Origin of the sequence: Corynebacterium sp. HMSC064E07 (assembly GCF_001815745.1) — a bacterium.
Lineage (GTDB): Bacteria > Actinomycetota > Actinomycetes > Mycobacteriales > Mycobacteriaceae > Corynebacterium > Corynebacterium jeikeium_D.
Genome location: NZ_KV821817.1, coordinates 24,193 through 41,377, shown reverse-complemented (window position 1 = coordinate 41,377; position 17,185 = coordinate 24,193). Strand labels below are relative to the sequence as shown.

14 protein-coding genes are annotated in these 17,185 nt (G+C 58.1%); 2 read left to right on the top strand and 12 right to left on the bottom strand.

Annotation, left to right across the window (positions count from 1 at the left end; translation table 11 throughout):
- Nucleotides 1–40: 40 nt before the first annotated feature.
- The 10 genes from HMPREF3053_RS06765 to aspS all read right to left on the bottom strand — a co-directional run bounded on the left by HMPREF3053_RS06765 (nt 41) and on the right by aspS (nt 12,801).
- Nucleotides 41–562, bottom strand: coding sequence for a shikimate kinase (locus tag HMPREF3053_RS06765; protein WP_048731844.1), 522 nt, complete (start codon nt 560–562; stop codon nt 41–43).
- Between the two features lie 40 nt (nt 563–602).
- Complete coding sequence (gene aroC, locus HMPREF3053_RS06760; protein ID WP_187269731.1) at nt 603–1,790, bottom strand: chorismate synthase; 1,188 nt, start codon at nt 1,788–1,790, stop codon at nt 603–605.
- 94 nt (nt 1,791–1,884) lie between these two features.
- Entirely contained in the window at nt 1,885–2,400 is a 516-nt protein-coding gene (locus HMPREF3053_RS11280; protein ID WP_224783722.1) for a prepilin peptidase, read from the bottom strand.
- 122 nt (nt 2,401–2,522) lie between these two features.
- Nucleotides 2,523–3,338 carry a shikimate dehydrogenase gene (locus HMPREF3053_RS06750; protein ID WP_049190773.1) on the bottom strand — a complete coding sequence of 272 codons (816 nt, stop codon included), beginning with the start codon at nt 3,336–3,338 and terminating at the stop codon, nt 2,523–2,525.
- Nucleotides 3,339–3,352: 14 nt separating this feature from the next.
- A complete protein-coding gene (gene mltG / locus HMPREF3053_RS06745; protein ID WP_070767467.1) occupies nt 3,353–4,579 on the bottom strand; it encodes an endolytic transglycosylase MltG in 1,227 nt (408 codons plus the stop codon).
- Between the two features lie 259 nt (nt 4,580–4,838).
- Nucleotides 4,839–5,342 (bottom strand): Holliday junction resolvase RuvX, encoded by a 504-nt coding sequence (gene ruvX, locus HMPREF3053_RS06740; protein ID WP_049193736.1) that lies wholly within the window; start codon nt 5,340–5,342, stop codon nt 4,839–4,841.
- 37 nt (nt 5,343–5,379) lie between these two features.
- Complete coding sequence (alaS, locus tag HMPREF3053_RS06735; protein ID WP_016422696.1) at nt 5,380–8,040, bottom strand: alanine--tRNA ligase; 2,661 nt, start codon at nt 8,038–8,040, stop codon at nt 5,380–5,382.
- A 128-nt stretch (nt 8,041–8,168) separates the two neighbouring features.
- Complete coding sequence (locus tag HMPREF3053_RS06730; RefSeq protein ID WP_224433708.1) at nt 8,169–9,494, bottom strand: replication-associated recombination protein A; 1,326 nt, start codon at nt 9,492–9,494, stop codon at nt 8,169–8,171.
- Between the two features lie 148 nt (nt 9,495–9,642).
- A complete protein-coding gene (locus tag HMPREF3053_RS06725) occupies nt 9,643–10,824 on the bottom strand; it encodes a phosphotransferase family protein (protein ID WP_016422694.1) in 1,182 nt (393 codons plus the stop codon).
- 147 nt (nt 10,825–10,971) lie between these two features.
- Nucleotides 10,972–12,801: an aspartate--tRNA ligase gene (gene aspS, locus HMPREF3053_RS06720; RefSeq protein ID WP_016422693.1), complete on the bottom strand. Its 1,830-nt coding sequence runs from the start codon at nt 12,799–12,801 to the stop codon at nt 10,972–10,974.
- 271 nt (nt 12,802–13,072) lie between these two features.
- Here aspS and HMPREF3053_RS06715 point away from each other — a divergent pair, with 271 nt between their 5' ends.
- Nucleotides 13,073–13,960, top strand: a complete 888-nt coding sequence (locus tag HMPREF3053_RS06715) for a KPN_02809 family neutral zinc metallopeptidase (RefSeq protein WP_070767466.1) — start codon at nt 13,073–13,075, stop codon at nt 13,958–13,960.
- A gap of 27 nt (nt 13,961–13,987) precedes the next feature.
- Here HMPREF3053_RS06715 and hisS read toward each other — a convergent pair whose 3' ends face one another.
- Together hisS and HMPREF3053_RS06705 are read right to left on the bottom strand one after the other, a co-directional pair.
- Nucleotides 13,988–15,271: a histidine--tRNA ligase gene (gene hisS / locus HMPREF3053_RS06710; protein WP_070549606.1), complete on the bottom strand. Its 1,284-nt coding sequence runs from the start codon at nt 15,269–15,271 to the stop codon at nt 13,988–13,990.
- A 43-nt stretch (nt 15,272–15,314) separates the two neighbouring features.
- The gene (locus HMPREF3053_RS06705; protein WP_070547071.1) at nt 15,315–15,986 is read right to left on the bottom strand and encodes an MBL fold metallo-hydrolase; all 672 of its coding nucleotides are present in this window, start codon (nt 15,984–15,986) and stop codon (nt 15,315–15,317) included.
- Nucleotides 15,987–16,278: 292 nt separating this feature from the next.
- Between HMPREF3053_RS06705 and HMPREF3053_RS06700 the strand changes: the two genes are divergently transcribed.
- Nucleotides 16,279–17,118, top strand: coding sequence for a peptidylprolyl isomerase (locus HMPREF3053_RS06700; protein ID WP_016422689.1), 840 nt, complete (start codon nt 16,279–16,281; stop codon nt 17,116–17,118).
- Nucleotides 17,119–17,185: the final 67 nt, after the last annotated feature.

Sequence of the window (17,185 nt, the reverse complement as noted above, 5' to 3'; positions counted from 1 at the left end):
ATACGGCAGTGATTAGCTGCCGCCTTTTAAGAGTCGCCAGTTAAGCCTCGTCGCAGGTTTCATCGAGGTAGCTGAGGATCTCGGCCACAACGCGCTGCGGGGAACGTTCGTCGGAACGCACCTTGAAAGTGGCTGCATCTTCGTAAAAAGCTCGGCGAGCCTCATAGAGCGCGCGGTAATGAGCCTCAGGGTCATCCGCCTGGAGCACCGGGCGCGAATTGTTACCCGCTGTACGACGGACCCCCTCTGCAATGCTGATCTCGAGGTAGACGACGTTATGGTCTGCCAGCAGGTCACGGGTCGCCTGCGAAATCACGGCACCACCGCCAAGTGAGACGATTCCGTCGTGGGTCAGAGCCTCCGCCACGATTTGTTCCTCGATACGGCGGAATTCCGGCTCTCCCAGCTCGGAAAAGACTTCCCCACAAGTCTTGCCCATGCGCTGTTCAATCATCTCATCGGTATCGGTGAGTCTTGTGCTCAATGCACGAGACAGTCGACGACCGATGGTGGACTTTCCCGATCCGGGCGGTCCGACAAGGACAATAGTAGGAACGGACATTCCCCTCGTTTTACCCTTCTTCGTGTGCGCGACTGTGGCGCTATTTCCAATCAAGGCGACGTCGAGTCTGCTCCAAGTAGCCCTCAACGTTACGCTTGGTTTCCTCCAGGCTATCGCCGCCGAACTTTTCCATCACTGCACGCGCCAGTACCAGCGCGACCATTGCCTCTGCGACAACACCGCCGGCCGGGACCGCGCAGACATCAGAGCGCTGGTGGATTGCGGTAGCTGCATCGCCGCTGGCCATATCGACGGTCTTCAGCGCACGCGGAACGGTCGAAATTGGTTTCATCGCAGCACGCACAACGAGAGGTTGAGCATTAGTCATGCCACCCTCCAGGCCACCGGCGCGGTTAGTTTCCCGATCCACGCCGTCGTCGGTACGCACCATTTCATCGTGAGCCTCGGTGCCACGGCGACGGGCTTCCTCAAAACCGTCGCCGATCTCCACGCCCTTGACGGACTGAATTCCCATCAAGGCAGCCGCAAGCTGCGAATCCAGACGGGCATCACCGGAAATGTGCGATCCCAGACCCACCGGCAGACCGTGGACAACGACCTCGACGATGCCACCGAGGGTGTCGCCCTGCTTCTTGGCGGCCTTGATTTCGTCAATCATCGACTCCTCCGCAGCTGCGGAGAATGCACGCACTGGCGACTCGTCAATCTTGTCCTGATCAGCGAAGGTCGGCAGTGGCCCCTCGTAGGGCTCCGAACGACCGATGGAAATAACGTGGCTGACAACTTCCACACCGAGAGTCTCACGCAGAATTAAGCGTGCCACAACCGATGCCGCCACACGTGCTGCAGTCTCGCGAGCCGATGAACGCTCCAGGATGTTTCGAGCATCGGTGTGGTTGTACTTCAGCATGCCGTTGAAATCGGCATGCCCCGGGCGCGGGCGGGTTAAGGTGGCGCCACGAGCTGTATCCAAAACAACTGGGTCAACTGGATCCGGGCTCATGACCTCAGTCCACTTGGGCCATTCGGAGTTGCCGACCATAATGCCAATCGGCGATCCCAGCGTCTCACCATGTCGAATGCCAGTCAGCAGGGTGACCTCATCAGCCTCAAACTTCATTCGCGCCCCGCGACCATAGCCGAGGCGGCGGCGTGCGAGGTGGCGTGATACGTCATCTGTAGTCAGGGGAAGTCCGGCTGGCGCGCCTTCTACGAGAGCGATAAGCGCTTTGCCGTGAGATTCACCCGCGGTAGTCCAACGAAGCATAGGTATCATAATGTCACGTTTGCCGTACTTCTTGTGCATTTGGGGGCATACAAGTTTCAAATATGCCCCATTTCATCGCCCCTGGTCTACCGCTTCAGGGGACTTGTAGGTACCCTCCGCTTATCCCCCACACAATGGCGGTTGCTGCAAGCATCGCAGGCCCATGAGGCACGCTCGCCGGTACAGGCGCTGTTTTTGCTTTACGACGGTCACCCCAGCCCCGCTTTCCCGCGGTGACTCCTGCCATGAGGAGAGTGAGTCCGGCAGCCAACAGAATTGCCACTGCAATCCAAATTGCTGTCGCCACTGGCTCGCCCGATACCAGACCGACACCGCCCCCGAGAATTGCTGCGAGCTTCACATCTCCAGCCCCCATAGAGCGTGGGTTGAAGATGAAGACTGCTACATAGAGGCCAAACCAGAGGCCTATTCCTGTTCCTATGGCTGCGACTGCACTGGCGAGATTGTCAGCCAAGGTGCTCTTTTGCTGGAGCACCATTCCAGTGGTTGCTATCAGACCCACTGCCCCTAGCACTAACCACCAGTTCGGTAGTCTTCGCCGAGTCACATCCAACCAGCAGCCAATACCGCCCCAGCCGAGTACAAGCATCACGACTAGGAAATAGAAAACCCGGTCAAGGTAGACCGGGGCAATCCTGTGCTGTCCAATCGGAGACAGCCCTATCTCAGTTATTCCCCACCCCATAACTTTGGGATTGTAACGGTTGTGAGCTAGTTCGGCAGCGCTGCACGCATCGCCTCGACATCGGGAGTGCGTCCAGTAAACTGCTCAAACTGTCCCACCGCTTGATGTAGCAACATGGACAATCCACCGACCGCCTGTGTCCCTCCGCGTTCCGCTGCTTTCACAAGTGGGGTTGGCCAGGGATTGTAAATGACGTCGAGAATCTTCGGTGCTCGAGCGAGGTAGCCAGCAACCGACTCAATTGCGGCTGACGGCACCGTAGAGACCAGCACGTCGGCATTACCAGCAATATCTGCCAGGTTTGGAACATCAAAAGTCACCCAAACAAATTCCATCCCCAGCGCGGCAGCTAATGGTTCAATGTCATATGCGCGCTCGGAGCGCGCTACTACGGTCACATGATTGACACCCAGCTGCGACAGCGCCCAAAGTGCCGGTCGTGCCGTGCCACCGGCACCAACAACAACGGCGCGGCCACGTGGTGCGTTCGTGCAGTCTATCTCGCGCAGTGCTCCCAGTACGCCGTCGCCATCGGTGTTGTCGGCAAACCAGTCCGAATCGCGACGGACCAGAGTGTTCGCTGAACCTATGAGCCGTGCGCGCTCACTGACTTCATCCGCGAAGTCCAGCGCGGCAAACTTGCCAGGCATCGTGACGGAAAATCCCTGGAAACAGGGGTCTGCTCCACCAACGACGTCGGCAAGTTCTTCGGCGTTGCAGCGAATGCGGTCATAGTGCCAGTCATTCATTCCCGCAGCGCGGTAACCGGCGTTGTGAATAGCCGGCGAGTACGAGTGATCAATCGGATCTCCCAGCACGGCTGCGCGATGAGTTATAGGCATAGGAGTTCTACCTCTTAGCGGTTGGAATCCAGCACGCCATTGTTGCGTGACTCGTCGATAGCGGCCTCGTGCTCTTCGAAGGTCGTGCTAAAGACAGTATTTCCTTCCTTGTCCACCGTGACAAAGTACAGCCAGGTGCCGTCAGCCGGATTTTCCATGGCACGAATCGCCTCGATGGAGGGCGAAGCAATGGGGGTTTCCGGCAGCCCCTCCTTGGCGTAGGTGTTCCACGCGGTCTTTCGCGCGCGGTCCTCATCCGTGGTTGCGATTTCCTGATCTGGCAGGTCGTAGTTGACTGTCGAGTCGAACTGCAGCTGCATCGGTTCGTCGAGACGGTTGAGAATAACGCGAGCGACCTTATCGAAGTCGCCATCTGGCGCCTCCATCTGGATCAAAGAAGCTGCGGTAATCAGCTCGTATGGAGTAAGACCAACCATGTCCGCTGAAGCCATGAGACCCGTGTCCTCATAATTCTTCACCGATTCCTTGACCAATTTTGCCAGCATCTGTTCGGGCGTCTGCTGCGGGTCAAGGTGATGAATACCCGGCGTAATGAGTCCCTCAAGACGACGGGGGTCGTTGCCGCGCGCAGCTACCGCGTCCCGTGCCCATTCTGGAACACCGAGCGCGGCCAAATCGGCCTCCCCAGCAGCACGTTCGAGGTCGGCCTTGGACACGCAGTCATTGTCCTCAACACAAGTGGCCTCAGAAATAAGCGAGAAAATTCCCTTACGTACATCCGATGAGGACACAATGCGGGTATCGGCGAAACGGACGCCAGTCGGAATGTCAACGGTACCGACCTGATTTTCGACATTCAGAAGAGCCTCGACGGTCTCGTCGGCCTTCATCCGCTGATGGAGTCGGTAGAAACCCGGCTGCAATTCACTTGAATGGGAGTTCTCATTCGCGGCCTGGATGAACGCACGGGAAGACTTGACGACGCCGCTTTCCACCAATTGGTTGGACAAATCAGTAAGTGACGTGCCTTCACTGACCTCAACAATCGTCAATGGACCCTCAGCTTTGCCATCGTAATCGTCAACAATGCCGCCACGATTCCAGACGAGGCCAATCACTCCGAGGACCAACACGCATAACAGGACAGAAGTTACATTGATTGCCACTGCCGTTTGGCGGTGACGAACTCGAGGCTTTGCCCCACCGCTGCGAGCACCAGCGCGGTCCCGGTCGGCACCGCCGCTATCAGTGCGGCGCGCAGTCTGCGCGTCTTTACTCATCAATAATCTCCTCGAATGCAGCTCACTCTCCCATCGGTATCAGCAAGGAGTCTTCCCATTCAGGTACGACACGCGACTAATAACGACTGGTGCGACATAGCTTTACGACGAAGTCGTAGCACTAGGTTGCATTGTAGGTGTGAATCGCCACTTCAACTTTTCAAATCCTATGCACGCGACAAACGTGCTTAGGTATTACACACTTAATAATTGCGCAAAGGTGGGTGAATTGTCACCTTTCGGTAACTTTTGTGTGCCCCTACTCGGTATTTTCGTCCAAAGCTTTTGCCCGTCTGTCCAACCAGGACTGCAGAATTTCTACTGCCGCAGCCTGGTCAATAATCTTCCGACCGGACTTAACATCAATACCTGCTGCGTGCAGTCGTGATTGGGCCATTACCGTCGTCATCCGCTCGTCGGCGTAATGCACTACGACTCGATCACCGAGTCGGCGCTGCAGCCGGAATCCAACGTCAGTAGCTTTCCGCGCAGAAGTCCCGAACGAGCCGTCGAGCATAAGGGGCATGCCGACAACAATCTCGACGACCTCAAGTTCAGTGGCAAGTTCCACGAGCCGGTCAATATCCGGCCCGTCAGGATCTTTTCGCCCCGTTGCTCGAGTGACTGTTTCAACCGGGGTCGCCAGGATACAGTCGGGGTCAGAGACCGCGACGCCAACGCGGACATCGCCGACGTCGATTCCGAGCCGTCGACCCCGACCAGGATCATCCTGACCGGGGGTATCAATACGGGGCTTAGCCATTGTTTACTGCTCTTCCGATAGCACAGCCGTTAATTGGCTACTTGGACAGTTCGGCCTCAACCGCGGCCAATGCTGCGTCGATTCCGGAAGCATCAGAGCCGGAGCCCTGTGCCATTGCCGGTTTACCGCCGCCCTTGCCGCCGACCTCAGCGCCCATCAGCTTCACCAAATCGCCGGCCTTAATACCGCGATTGACGGCTTCATCCGAAACCGAGGCCACAAACGGAACCTTGCCGCCAGCGTTGGAAATCAACGCAATGACGCTTGGGCGATCCGCAAGGCGCTTCGCCAAGTCATTAGCCAGCGAACGGATGTCCTTCATCTCCGTACCGTCGGGAAGCTTAAGGCCGAGGTAGGTGACATCGCCGATGGTGCGAGCGGACTCCAGGTGAGACGCGGCATTGGCCAGCAGCTGTCCGGCCTTGAAATCAGCGAGCTGCTTCTCTGCAGCCTTGAGCTTTTCAGCCAGTGCTGCAATGCGGTCTGGCAGCTCAGCAGAAGGAGCCTTGAATTCAGTGGCCAGTCGTTCAGCCAGGAGACGCTCGGTGGACAGGTAGCGGAAGGAATCCATACCCGAGTAAGCCTCAATACGGCGCACGCCCGATCCGACCGAGGACTCGCCCAGCACAGCTACCGGACCAATCTGCGAAGAATGCGAAACGTGGGTACCGCCACACAGCTCAATTGAGAACGGGCCACCGACCTCGACAACGCGGACGATGTCGCCGTAGTTCTCGTTGAACAATGCCATGGCACCAGCTGCCTTGGCCTCTTCCAAAGGCATCTCGGCAGTATTGACAGCCCAGTCGTTGTCGACAGCCTCATTGGTGATCTGCTCAATCTCACGGAGCTGTTCCGGTGTGAGCTGCTCACCGTACTTGAAGTCGAAACGGAGGTAGCCCGGCTTATTCATGGAACCAGCCTGAGTTGCAGTATCCCCCAGTACCTGACGCAGAGCACCGTGAATCAAGTGAGTTGCAGTGTGCGCCTGACGAGCACCGTGACGCCACTGCTCGTCGACCAAAGCTTCAGCAGAGACACCCGGAGTGAATTCACCAGCGGTGACAATGCCCTTGTGCAGCCACAGTTTCTTGCCCACCTTTTGAACATCGTTGATGTGGACCACAGCGCCGGAATCAGTCACGATACGACCACGGTCAGCCAGCTGACCGCCGGCCTCGGCGTAGAGCGGAGTGCGATCGAGGATAACCTCAATCTCATCGCCCTCTGCGGCAAACGACTGCTTCTGGCCATCGGCAATGATGCCAAGAATCGTGGATTCGTCGGCAAGCCGATCGTAACCAGTGAAGGACGTCGGGTGTTCATCGATGAACTCGCGGTAGACATGCAGGTCGGTGTGAGACTGCTTCTTTGCCTGGCTGTCGGCCTTTGCGCGCGCACGCTGCTCAGCCATCTCGCGATCGAATTCCTCGCGGTCGATGGTCAGGCCGGCCTCTTCGGCCATCTCGATGGTCAGGTCGATTGGGAAGCCGTGGGTGTCATGCAGGGTGAAGGCGTCGTGACCGGATAGAACGGTTTTACCCTCTGCCTTGGCCTTGGTGGCAGCACGTTCGAACAGCTCCTCACCGGCGGACAGAGTCTTGGTGAAGGTCTTTTCCTCGGCGACGGCGACGCGGCGAATACGGTTCCAGTTCTCCGCGATCTCTGGGTACGACGGGGTCATGGTCTCGGCCGCAATACCAATCAGCTTCTCCAGCACTGGACCGTTAGCGCCGAGCAGACGCGCAGAGCGGATGATGCGGCGCAGCAGGCGACGCAGGATATAGCCACGATCGGAGTTCGAGGGGGTGACACCGTCGAGCATCAGCATCAAGCCGGTGCGGCTGTGGTCAGCGATGACGCGGAAACGGATGTTGTCCTGGTGGTTGGAGCTGTACTTCGAACCGGTGAGCCGCTCAGCTTCGTCGATAACCGGACGCAGCAGATCGGTTTCATAGACGTTGTCGACACCCTGCAGCAGAAAAGCAACGCGCTCGATGCCCATACCGGTATCGATGTTCTTCTTCGGCAGCGGGCCAAGAATCTCGAAAGAGTCCTTGCCTGTTCCTTCGCCACGCTCGTTTTCCATGAAGACGAGGTTCCAAATCTCGATGTAGCGATCCTCGTCCGCCTCTGGGCCACCGTCAGCGCCGTACTCCGGGCCGCGGTCGTAGAAAATCTCTGAACACGGGCCACACGGGCCAGGCACACCCATGGACCAGTAGTTGTCCGCCATGCCTCGGCGCTGAATGCGCTCTTCCGGCACACCAACCTTCTCGTGCCAGATGTCATGAGCCTCATCGTCATCGAGGAAAACCGTCACCCACAGCTTCTCAGCCGGGATGCCAAAGCCGCCGTCCTCAACAGCACCAGTCAGAAGGCTCCATGCATGAGTGATGGCACCTTCCTTGAAGTAATTTCCGAAGGAGAAGTTACCCGCCATCTGGAAGAAGGTGTTGTGGCGGGTGGTGATACCCACCTCTTCAATGTCCAGTGTGCGCACGCACTTCTGAATTGAGGTCGCGGTGGAGAAGTCCGGAGTCTCATTGCCGAGGAAGTAGGGCTTGAACGGCACCATGCCGGCATTAACGAACAGCAGGTTCGGGTCATCCAAAACCAGGGAGGCACTGGGGACCTCGGTGTGTCCCGCCTTTACGAAATGCTGGATGAAGCGATTTCGAATTTCATGAGTCTGCACGGTGTTCTACTTCCTCGTTTCACGTCGAGCGTCCGAGATGTTTAATACAAAACTAGCAGTCTACCCGCTCGGTTCGAGCAACTTTAAAACCACCCCACCGGCACCCCGTAGATTCCGACCGATCTCGCCTACTTCGATTTCCGGCGGCTCCCCCGGATAATTCGGCGAATGCGTCCGAGGTATTCAGCCATGCCGTTTTCACGACCGTGATTGGATGGGACGAAATAATCAGTGCCCACCAACTGATCTGGTGGATACTGTTGGGCGACGACACCCATGGGGTCATTGTGCGGGTAGATATAGTCCACCGCGTGACCAAGGTCCTTAGCCCCGCTGTAATGTCCGTCGCGCAAATGTGGTGGCACCGGTCCGGTCTTCCCGGAACGAACATCCTTCAATGCCCCGTCGATTGCGCTTATGACCGAATTCGACTTCGGTGCTGTTGCCAAGTGAATCGTGGCCTGCGCCAGCGTCAGCCGGGCTTCCGGCATCCCTATCAAGGCAACTGCCTGCGCCGCGGCGACGGCGGTTTGCAGAGCTGTCGGGTCGGCCATACCGATGTCTTCGCTGGCCAGAATTACGATTCGTCGGGCAATAAACCGAGGGTCTTCCCCACCCTCAATCATCCGCGCCAGGTAATGCAGGGCAGCATCGACATCAGATCCGCGGACGGACTTAATAAACGCGCTGGTGACGTCGTAATGCTGGTCGCCGTCGCGGTCATAGCGAACCACGGCTCTGTTGATCGAATTGGCAAGCGACTCAGCGGTAATCTGCTCACCATCGGCGACGGCTTCTGCGGCTGCCTCGAGGTACGTGAGGGAACGACGAGCATCACCAGCTGCCAGCGCAATGAGCTGTTTACGTGCATCGTCTGTCATACTGACGCGACCATTCAGGCCGCGCTCATCGGTAAGTGCTCGATCAATGAGCGTGCCGACGGCTTCGTCGTCCAGTGACTGCAACTGCAACAGCAGTGACCGACTGAGCAGCGGGGACACCACTGAGAAGGATGGGTTTTCCGTCGTTGCCGCGACGAGAAGGACAATCCGGTTTTCCACGGCACCCAACAGGGCATCCTGCTGGGTCTTGGAAAAACGGTGCACCTCGTCGATGAAGAGCACCGTTTGAATGCCCTGGTTAACGAGCGTGCGACGAGCAGTGTCGATAACCGCACGCACTTCCTTTACCCCGGCATTAAGCGCGGAAAGCGCTTCAAAGTGTCGTCCAGTCGCCGCGGAAATCAAACTGGCGAGAGTGGTCTTGCCAGTTCCGGGAGGGCCAAACAAAATAACGGAGGTGTCGCCGCCACCTTCGACCAGACGGCGCAACGGTGCTCCGGGGGCTAACAGGTGGTCTTGACCAACGACTTCATCGAGGTTTCGCGGTCGCATCCGAACCGCCAACGGCGCGTGTGCACCTGGGTGAAAATAGGCGCTCGCATCGGAGTTCAGGCCAGTGCTTGCTGGCCCCGCACTCCGACCTTGGCTCTTGGCCGCTGTAGGTCCGGCGACCGAAGGCTCGTCGAAAAGCCCTGGAGCGTCATCGGCGGAGCCGTTTGCACCGCCTGACGGCAGCTTATTCGGATCCGCCACGTGTGCCCTAGCCTTCCTCTTGCTCTAAGAAATCGATGACTGCATGCGCGAACTGTTCCAGCTCGTCGGCACGATCGTCCTCACACTTATGGGCGAACTGTGCAATCGCGCGAGCCGTGTTAGCCATGTCGCGCCGCTCCAGTGCTGAGCCGCCAACTTCCGGCTTCAGGTCCGTGCGTCCTTCATGCCCCACCCACAGCGCTTGTTTTGGAGAACCGAAGAAGGAAACCGTTGCGGAGATGAAAAACCAACCGAGCAACGCTGCAGCGATGAACGCCATCAAACGGCGGTCGCTCGTGCCGCGATACCAATGGTCACGAATCTCTTCCATCCAGGCACGGACAAACACGTCGACCTCTGCCTCCGATGGACGCTCCACGAAAACGTGCAGCGGGAAGCCTGCGACGACGCTGGCCACGTCGAAGATGACATCGCGGTAACCAGCCCACTCATAGTCGAGGAACTGGACCTTATCCGCCAGCAGAATGTTGTCCGGGGCGAGGTCAAACGGAGTAAACGCCCTATGCGTGCCCTTCTCAATTCGACGAGCAGCATCCTCACCGAAAGAGCGCACAGCGTCGGGAACAGGAATGCCGGACCCCTCGACAGCTCGCATACCAAAGCGAATCCCCGACACAATGCCGTGGTCACGCGCCTCGAGAGCCTCGCGATCGACCTTGTTCTTCACCCACATACGACGACGCAGGGTCTCAAATCCCTCTTCACGAGTATGCGTGTGAATATGCATCCGACCCAGCGAAGCGCCGAGGCTGCGGAATGCGCGCAATCGTCGCTCTTCATCGCCACGAAAGAGTACGTCCGCAAGAGTGTCCACGACACCGACGTCGCTGAGAACCAATAGCTGCTTTGAAACATCGTAAGCAAGAAGCTGAGGCCCCGGGCGGACGTCGTCAGGCAGTGTATTGATGAACTGGTACGCCACGACTTCCCGTAAAACGGCGGGATCGACGCCTTCAGTCGTCGTAGGAATTTGCTTTACGACGACCGTGCGTTCCTGCATAAAGGGATTTGTGGCGACCCGTACGCGGACAACAAGAGCGTTTGACTGACCTGTAAGTACTTCTGGATCCGACAACACTGGAGTGCCGCCGAATCGTGCGGAAAGCAGTGTCTCTGCATCTTTAACTACGCTGTCAACTTCTGCTGCAGCGTCGTCCGAGTACTCCATTGAATGCCCTTTCAATGAGCCAGTTTCAGTCAGGCGATACGGATGTTGCGTTGTGGCCAGTAACGCCTTGGTTAGGAGGAATTGGCGCCACTCGCGCTGTTCACGCTGGAGTGACAGATCACATTCCTCGCAATGTGATTTCTTTGTTTACTTGCTGTCGCCTGCGTCGGCTGCTGCCTTAACGCCGTCTGCCTTCTGCTTTGGCTTCGGCTTGAAGTCGATACCGGTCTCCTTGCGCTGCTGAGCGGTAATCGGAGTCGGGGCGTCAGTCAACGGATCAACGCCGCCACCGGACTTCGGGAAGGCGATAACTTCGCGAATCGAGTCAACGCCGGCCAGCAGGGAAACGATACGGTCCCAACCGAATGCGATACCACCGTGCGGCGGAGCGCCGTACTGGAAGGCATCCAGCAGGAAGCCGAACTGCTCCTGTGCCTCTTCCTCGCCGATGCCCATAACATCGAAGACGCGCTTCTGGACATCTGGGCGGTGAATACGAATGGAGCCGCCACCAATTTCGTTACCGTTGCAGACGATGTCGTAGGCGTAAGCCAGTGCGTTGCCAGGATCCTTGTCGAAGGTATCCATGTGCTCTGGCTTCGGCGAGGTGAAGGCGTGGTGCACAGCAGTCCACTGCGAGTGGCCCAGGGCAACGTCACCGGAAGCGGTAGCGTCGGCAGCCGGCTCGAACAACGGTGCGTCGACGACCCAGGTGAATGCCCAGTCGCCTTCCTTGATAAGGCCGAGCTTCTTGGCAATCTCTCCACGAGCAGCACCCAGCAGTGCACGGGAGCTCTTAGCGTCACCTGCAGCGAAGAAGATGCAGTCACCCGGCTTCGCGCCTACGTGCGCCGCGATGCCTTCACGCTCTGCGTCAGTAATGTTCTTGGCAACCGGGCCGCCCAGAGTGCCGTCCTCCCCAACAAGGATGTAGGCCAAGCCCTTTGCGCCGCGCTGGCGGGCCCAATCCTGCCAAGCGTCGAGCTGACGACGAGGCTGCGATGCGCCACCGTCCATAACAACTGCACCGACGTAATCGTTCTGGAAGACACGGAAAGTGGTGTCCTTGAAGAACTCGGTGCACTCCACCAGCGGAATGTCGAAGCGCAGGTCCGGCTTGTCAGAACCGTACTTCTCCATGGCCTCCTTGAAGGTCATGCGTGGAATCGGGGTCTGAACAGTGACACCGGCCTCGGCGAAGATAGCAACCAGAATCTCTTCTGCCAGCGCAATGACATCGTCCTGCTCGGCGAAGCTCATCTCAACGTCGAGCTGAGTGAACTCCGGCTGGCGGTCAGCGCGGAAGTCCTCATCTCGGTAGCAGCGGGCGATCTGGTAGTAGCGCTCCATGCCAGCGACCATAAGCAGCTGCTTGAACAACTGAGGGGACTGCGGCAGTGCGTAGAAAGTGCCCGGCTTCAAACGAGCCGGCACCACGAAGTCACGAGCACCTTCCGGCGTAGAGCGAGTCAACGTCGGGGTCTCGATTTCGGTGAAGTCGTGGCTGTCCAGCACCTTACGGGCTGCGCGGTTGACAGCCGCACGGAGACGCATAATCTTGGCCGGGCCTTCACGGCGTAGGTCTAGGTAGCGGTACTTCAGGCGGGCTTCCTCGCCGACAGTGCCAGAAGTTCCAACATCCTCGAGCTGGAACGGCAATGCCGCCGACTCGTTGAGGATGGTCAGCTCCGTAACATTGACCTCAATTTCACCCGATGCCAGGTTCGGGTTTTCGGAGCCCTCCGGGCGCTTCTCAACGACACCGGTGACCTGAATGCAGTATTCGCTGCGCAGGTGGTGTGCACGCTCAGCAACTTCGCTGTTGCGGAACACAACCTGGGCGTAACCGGAGCGGTCACGCATGTCGATGAAGATCACGCCACCATGGTCACGGCGGCGTCCTACCCAACCGGTCAGGGTTACTGTGCTGCCGGCGAGGTCAGCGCGGAGGTCTCCGGCAAGATGCGTACGAAGCACTGCGAATTGGTCCTTCCAAAATTGGTGCTATAGGGATTAACGCTGTGGATAGCGGTTTCGTCCGTGTAGTCTACCTTGAAGCCAGAAAGGTGAGAAGAAGACCCCGGCTATTTTGCTTATTACCGGTCATCGCCTTGGGCCTACCTCGGGCTTCATGTACTCACTTAGACAAAGTTCTCCGTAGATCCTGACGTTGATTTACATGCGGATACTATGACGCAGCGCTATTCAATGGCCCGTTTTCCGCACCTTATGCAATAGTCTTACTCCTATGACCTTCCGGAATGACTTCCAAAAGAGCTCGGCTCGTGCCGAGCGACGCTCGGGTGGTGGCCGCGCTATCGCCGTAGGCGGTGGCGGTATCGGCGGCCTTGTCCTCATCGGCCTGTACTTACTTCTCGGCGGCGACCCGGGACAATTGGGACAGCTGACAGGTGCCCAGAACAACCAGTCCTCGCAGACTGCACAGCAGTCCCCTGGCGAGGATCCATGCAAGACCGGCGAAGATGCCAACAGCCGCATCGATTGCCGGATGGAATTCACCGGTATTTCGGTCGACCGAGTCTGGGAAGAACAACTCTCCGCACAGGCCGGCATCGAGTACACGAACCCAGGCTTAGTCCTCTTTGAAGGCTCCACTCAGTCGGGCTGCGGCGCAGCGTCCTCGTCCACCGGCCCGTTCTACTGCCCCGCCGATCAAACGGCCTACTTCGACACGGAGTTCTTTAGCACCCTGGAGCGCATGGGCGGAGGCAACGGACCGCTCGCACAGGAATACGTCGTGGCCCACGAATTCGCCCACCATATCCAAAGGTTGGAGGGCACACTCGGCCGCAGTAACTACAACGAACCGGGCCCCGATTCCGACGCTGTAAAGATCGAGCTGCAGGCCGACTGCTACGCGGGTATCTGGGCTCATTACGCGGACAAGGGGCCGGACGCAATCCTCGAACCGCTTTCCGACGAGCAAGTTGCCGATGCCCTCAAAACTACGAAGGCCATTGGCGATGACACCATCCAGCAGCATTCCGGCGGTGGTGTTCAACCGGACTCCTGGACCCACGGCTCGGCCGAGCAGCGTACGAAGGCATTCCTCACCGGCTACAAGTCAGGAAAGATGTCTCAGTGCGACACTCTCGAGCGCGGCGTCTACAGCTAGACTCCGCACTTAACAAATGCGCGTTTCCTAGATGCGCGACTGCAACTCCTGAACCAGTGCATCTAGGGCGACTGCGTGCTGCTCGTGGGACTCAAGGTTCTTCAGCTGAACCTCGCCCGCGGCCAATTCAGACTCGCCGAGGACCAACGCAAATCGGGCTCCAGCGCGATCGGCACCCTTCATCGCGCCCTTCAGACCGCGGCCGCCGTAGGACATATCTGCGCGGATACCCGCTTGGCGCAGCTTATTGATCTGCACCGCCATAGCGTGAGCGGCTTCTTCACCGAGCGCAACACCATACACATCGACGCGTCGACCATCGCTGGCATGCTTGCCCTCTGCTTCCAGTGCGAGCAGCGCGCGATCCACACCCAAACCAAAGCCAATTCCAGACAGCTCTTGGCCGCCTAGCTGCGCCATCAGCCCGTCGTAGCGACCACCGCCGCCGATACCCGACTGAGCACCAAGGCCGTCGTGAACAAACTCGAAGCACGTCTTGGTGTAGTAGTCCAGTCCGCGCACCATTCGAGGATTGATGACATAGGGCACCTTCATGTCATCCAACAGTCCAGTCACAGCTTCAAAGTGACCGCGAGCGCTGTCAGAAAGGTGGTCCAGCATCAGCGGCGCGTCGGCAAGCATTTCCTGCATTTCCGGTCGCTTATCGTCGAGGACGCGCAGCGGGTTGATGTTTGCACGGTGGCGCGTTTCCTCATCCAGAGGCAGGTCAAACAAGAACTCCTGCAGCTTAGCGCGATATTCAGGGCGGCAGGTGTTGTCGCCAAGGCTTGTCAGTTCAAGGCGGAAGCCTTCGAGTCCGATACCGCGGAAGCATGCGTCGGCAAGCGCGATGACTTCAGCGTCCAGCGCAGGATCATCGACGCCGATTGCCTCTACGCCCACCTGCTGCAACTGACGGTAACGGCCTGCCTGCGGGCGTTCATAGCGGAAGAATGGCCCCGCGTAGGAAAGCTTGACCGGCAACTGACCGCGATCCAAATTGTGCTCAATGACCGCGCGCATCACGCCCGCGGTACCCTCCGGGCGCAGGGTGACGGAGCGGCCGCCGCGGTCGGCGAACGTGTACATCTCCTTGGTGACGACGTCCGTCGATTCACCTACGCCACGTGCAAAAAGCCCGGTGTCCTCGAAAATTGGCAGCTCAATGTGCTCATAGCCCGCAAGTCGTGCGCGGTGCTGGAATGAGTTTCGCACCGCCTCGAATTCGCGGGAGACCGGCGGGACGTAATCCGGCACGCCCTTGGGCGCGGAGAATGGCTTCAACTTCTTTGGCTTCTGGCTAGAGTTCACCCCGCTAACTCTACCTGCCAACTCTCACGAGGTGTCAGCCAGGCTAGGTGAGGTTTTGCAGGAACGGGTTGGTCGCGCGCTCCTCGCCTATCGACGATGCGGAGCCATGGCCCGGAAGAATCATGAGGTCATCCGCCAGCGGGAGGACCTTATCCTTCAACGACTGCTGCATGTGCTCCGGACTACTGCCCGGCAAATCTACGCGACCGATAGCCCCCTTAAAGAGGACGTCCCCGCTGAAGATAATCTCATCTTCCCCATCGGAAGCACGCAGCATTACACAGCCCGGAGAGTGACCCGGTGCGTGAATGACTTCGAAATTCAACCCTGCCCACTTTACTTCGTCGCCATCCTCGAAGAAATCGGCTTTCGTATAAGCCTGCATGGAATCGATGTCAAAGAGGTGTCCGAAAGAAGAACCGCCGAGCTTCGGATTGGCCAGCAACACATTGTCGCTTTCGTGAATGAAGACGGGAATATCCCAGAAGTCGGCGGCCTCCGCGACATCGCGGACATGGTCGATATGACCATGGGTCAGCAGAATTGCTTCCGGCTTCCAATCTCGCTTCTCAACCTCGCCGCGTACTACCTCGAACGCCCCCATGCCCGGGTCAACAATGACGCATGGGGTGGACAGGCCGTCCATTTCCGGAGCGCCTGTTGCCACGTAGCAGTTGGTCTGAAAAGGGCCGGCTGCAAAACCAAATATCTCCATGGCGCTCCATTGTAACGATTGTGTACAGCCCCCGGCAGGCTATTTGCGCCTTCCAACAACGGGAAGAGAGCACCTTTCCCCTTGCTCGTTGGCCTGTCATCTCGCAAATGGGAAGCAATCCCGGGCATAATGGTCGATTGTGTACGCGACGGTGACCGACTGAGCTGTTACTTCAAATGCGGTCACTATCAATGGGCAAAATCGTCCGCTGGTGTTCCGTCACCAGCAATAGATGACTAACAGATACGGAGAAAGACTAGTGGCCAATAATGAGCAAAGGCGCAAAGATGCGATGCGGACGCTCGAGCGCGAACTTAAGCGCCGTGCACGTGCCGAGAAGCTGAAGCCACTGGGCGTTGTCGTAACCACCTTGGCTATCCTGCTCTTTATCGGTGGCGGCATCTACTTGCTGACCACGGCTGGCGGCGCTGACGACAATGAGGCCGCTGATGAATCCACGACTCCAGTCGAACCTGCAGCTCTGACAGCTACTCCCGTCAGCGGTGAAAAGGTTCCAATGAAGCGCTCTTCCCCACTTCCGGAAACCGTGACCTGTGACTACCCGGATGATGGCGAGGCATCGAAGGACATAGATAAGCCAGCTACCGACAACGTTCCCGCCACTGGCACTGTAACCATCACCCTGAAGACTAACCAGGGCGACATTCCGATGGAGCTGGACCGCGCTATTTCACCTTGCGGCGTCAATGCAATTGAGCACATGGCCAAGTCCAACTACTTCAATGACACTGTGTGCCACCGTATTACCGGTGGTGGCCTGAACGTTCTGCAGTGTGGCGACCCGACTGGTACCGGTACCGGCGGCCCGGGCTTCAAGTTCGCTGGCGAATGGCCGGTCAAGGATTCTGGTCTGGATCAGAATACCCCGTTGGTGTACCCGAAGGGCTCTATCGCCATGGCAAACCCGAGCGACCCAGATGCCAACGGCAGCCAGTTCTTCCTCAACTGGGCAGATTCTCAGCTGCCTCCGCAGTACACCGTGCTTGGCTCCATGACTGACGAGGGCACCAAGACGGTTGCGGACATTGCGAAGAACGGTATCGAGGGCGGCGGTACCTCTGACGGTAAGCCAGCTAAGGAAGTCCGTATTGAGAAGGCGGAAGTCAAGTAGTTGACTCAACTAACTGATTGAGAAATTAATCAAAAACAGGGTCAAGGTGAATCACCTTGACCCTGTT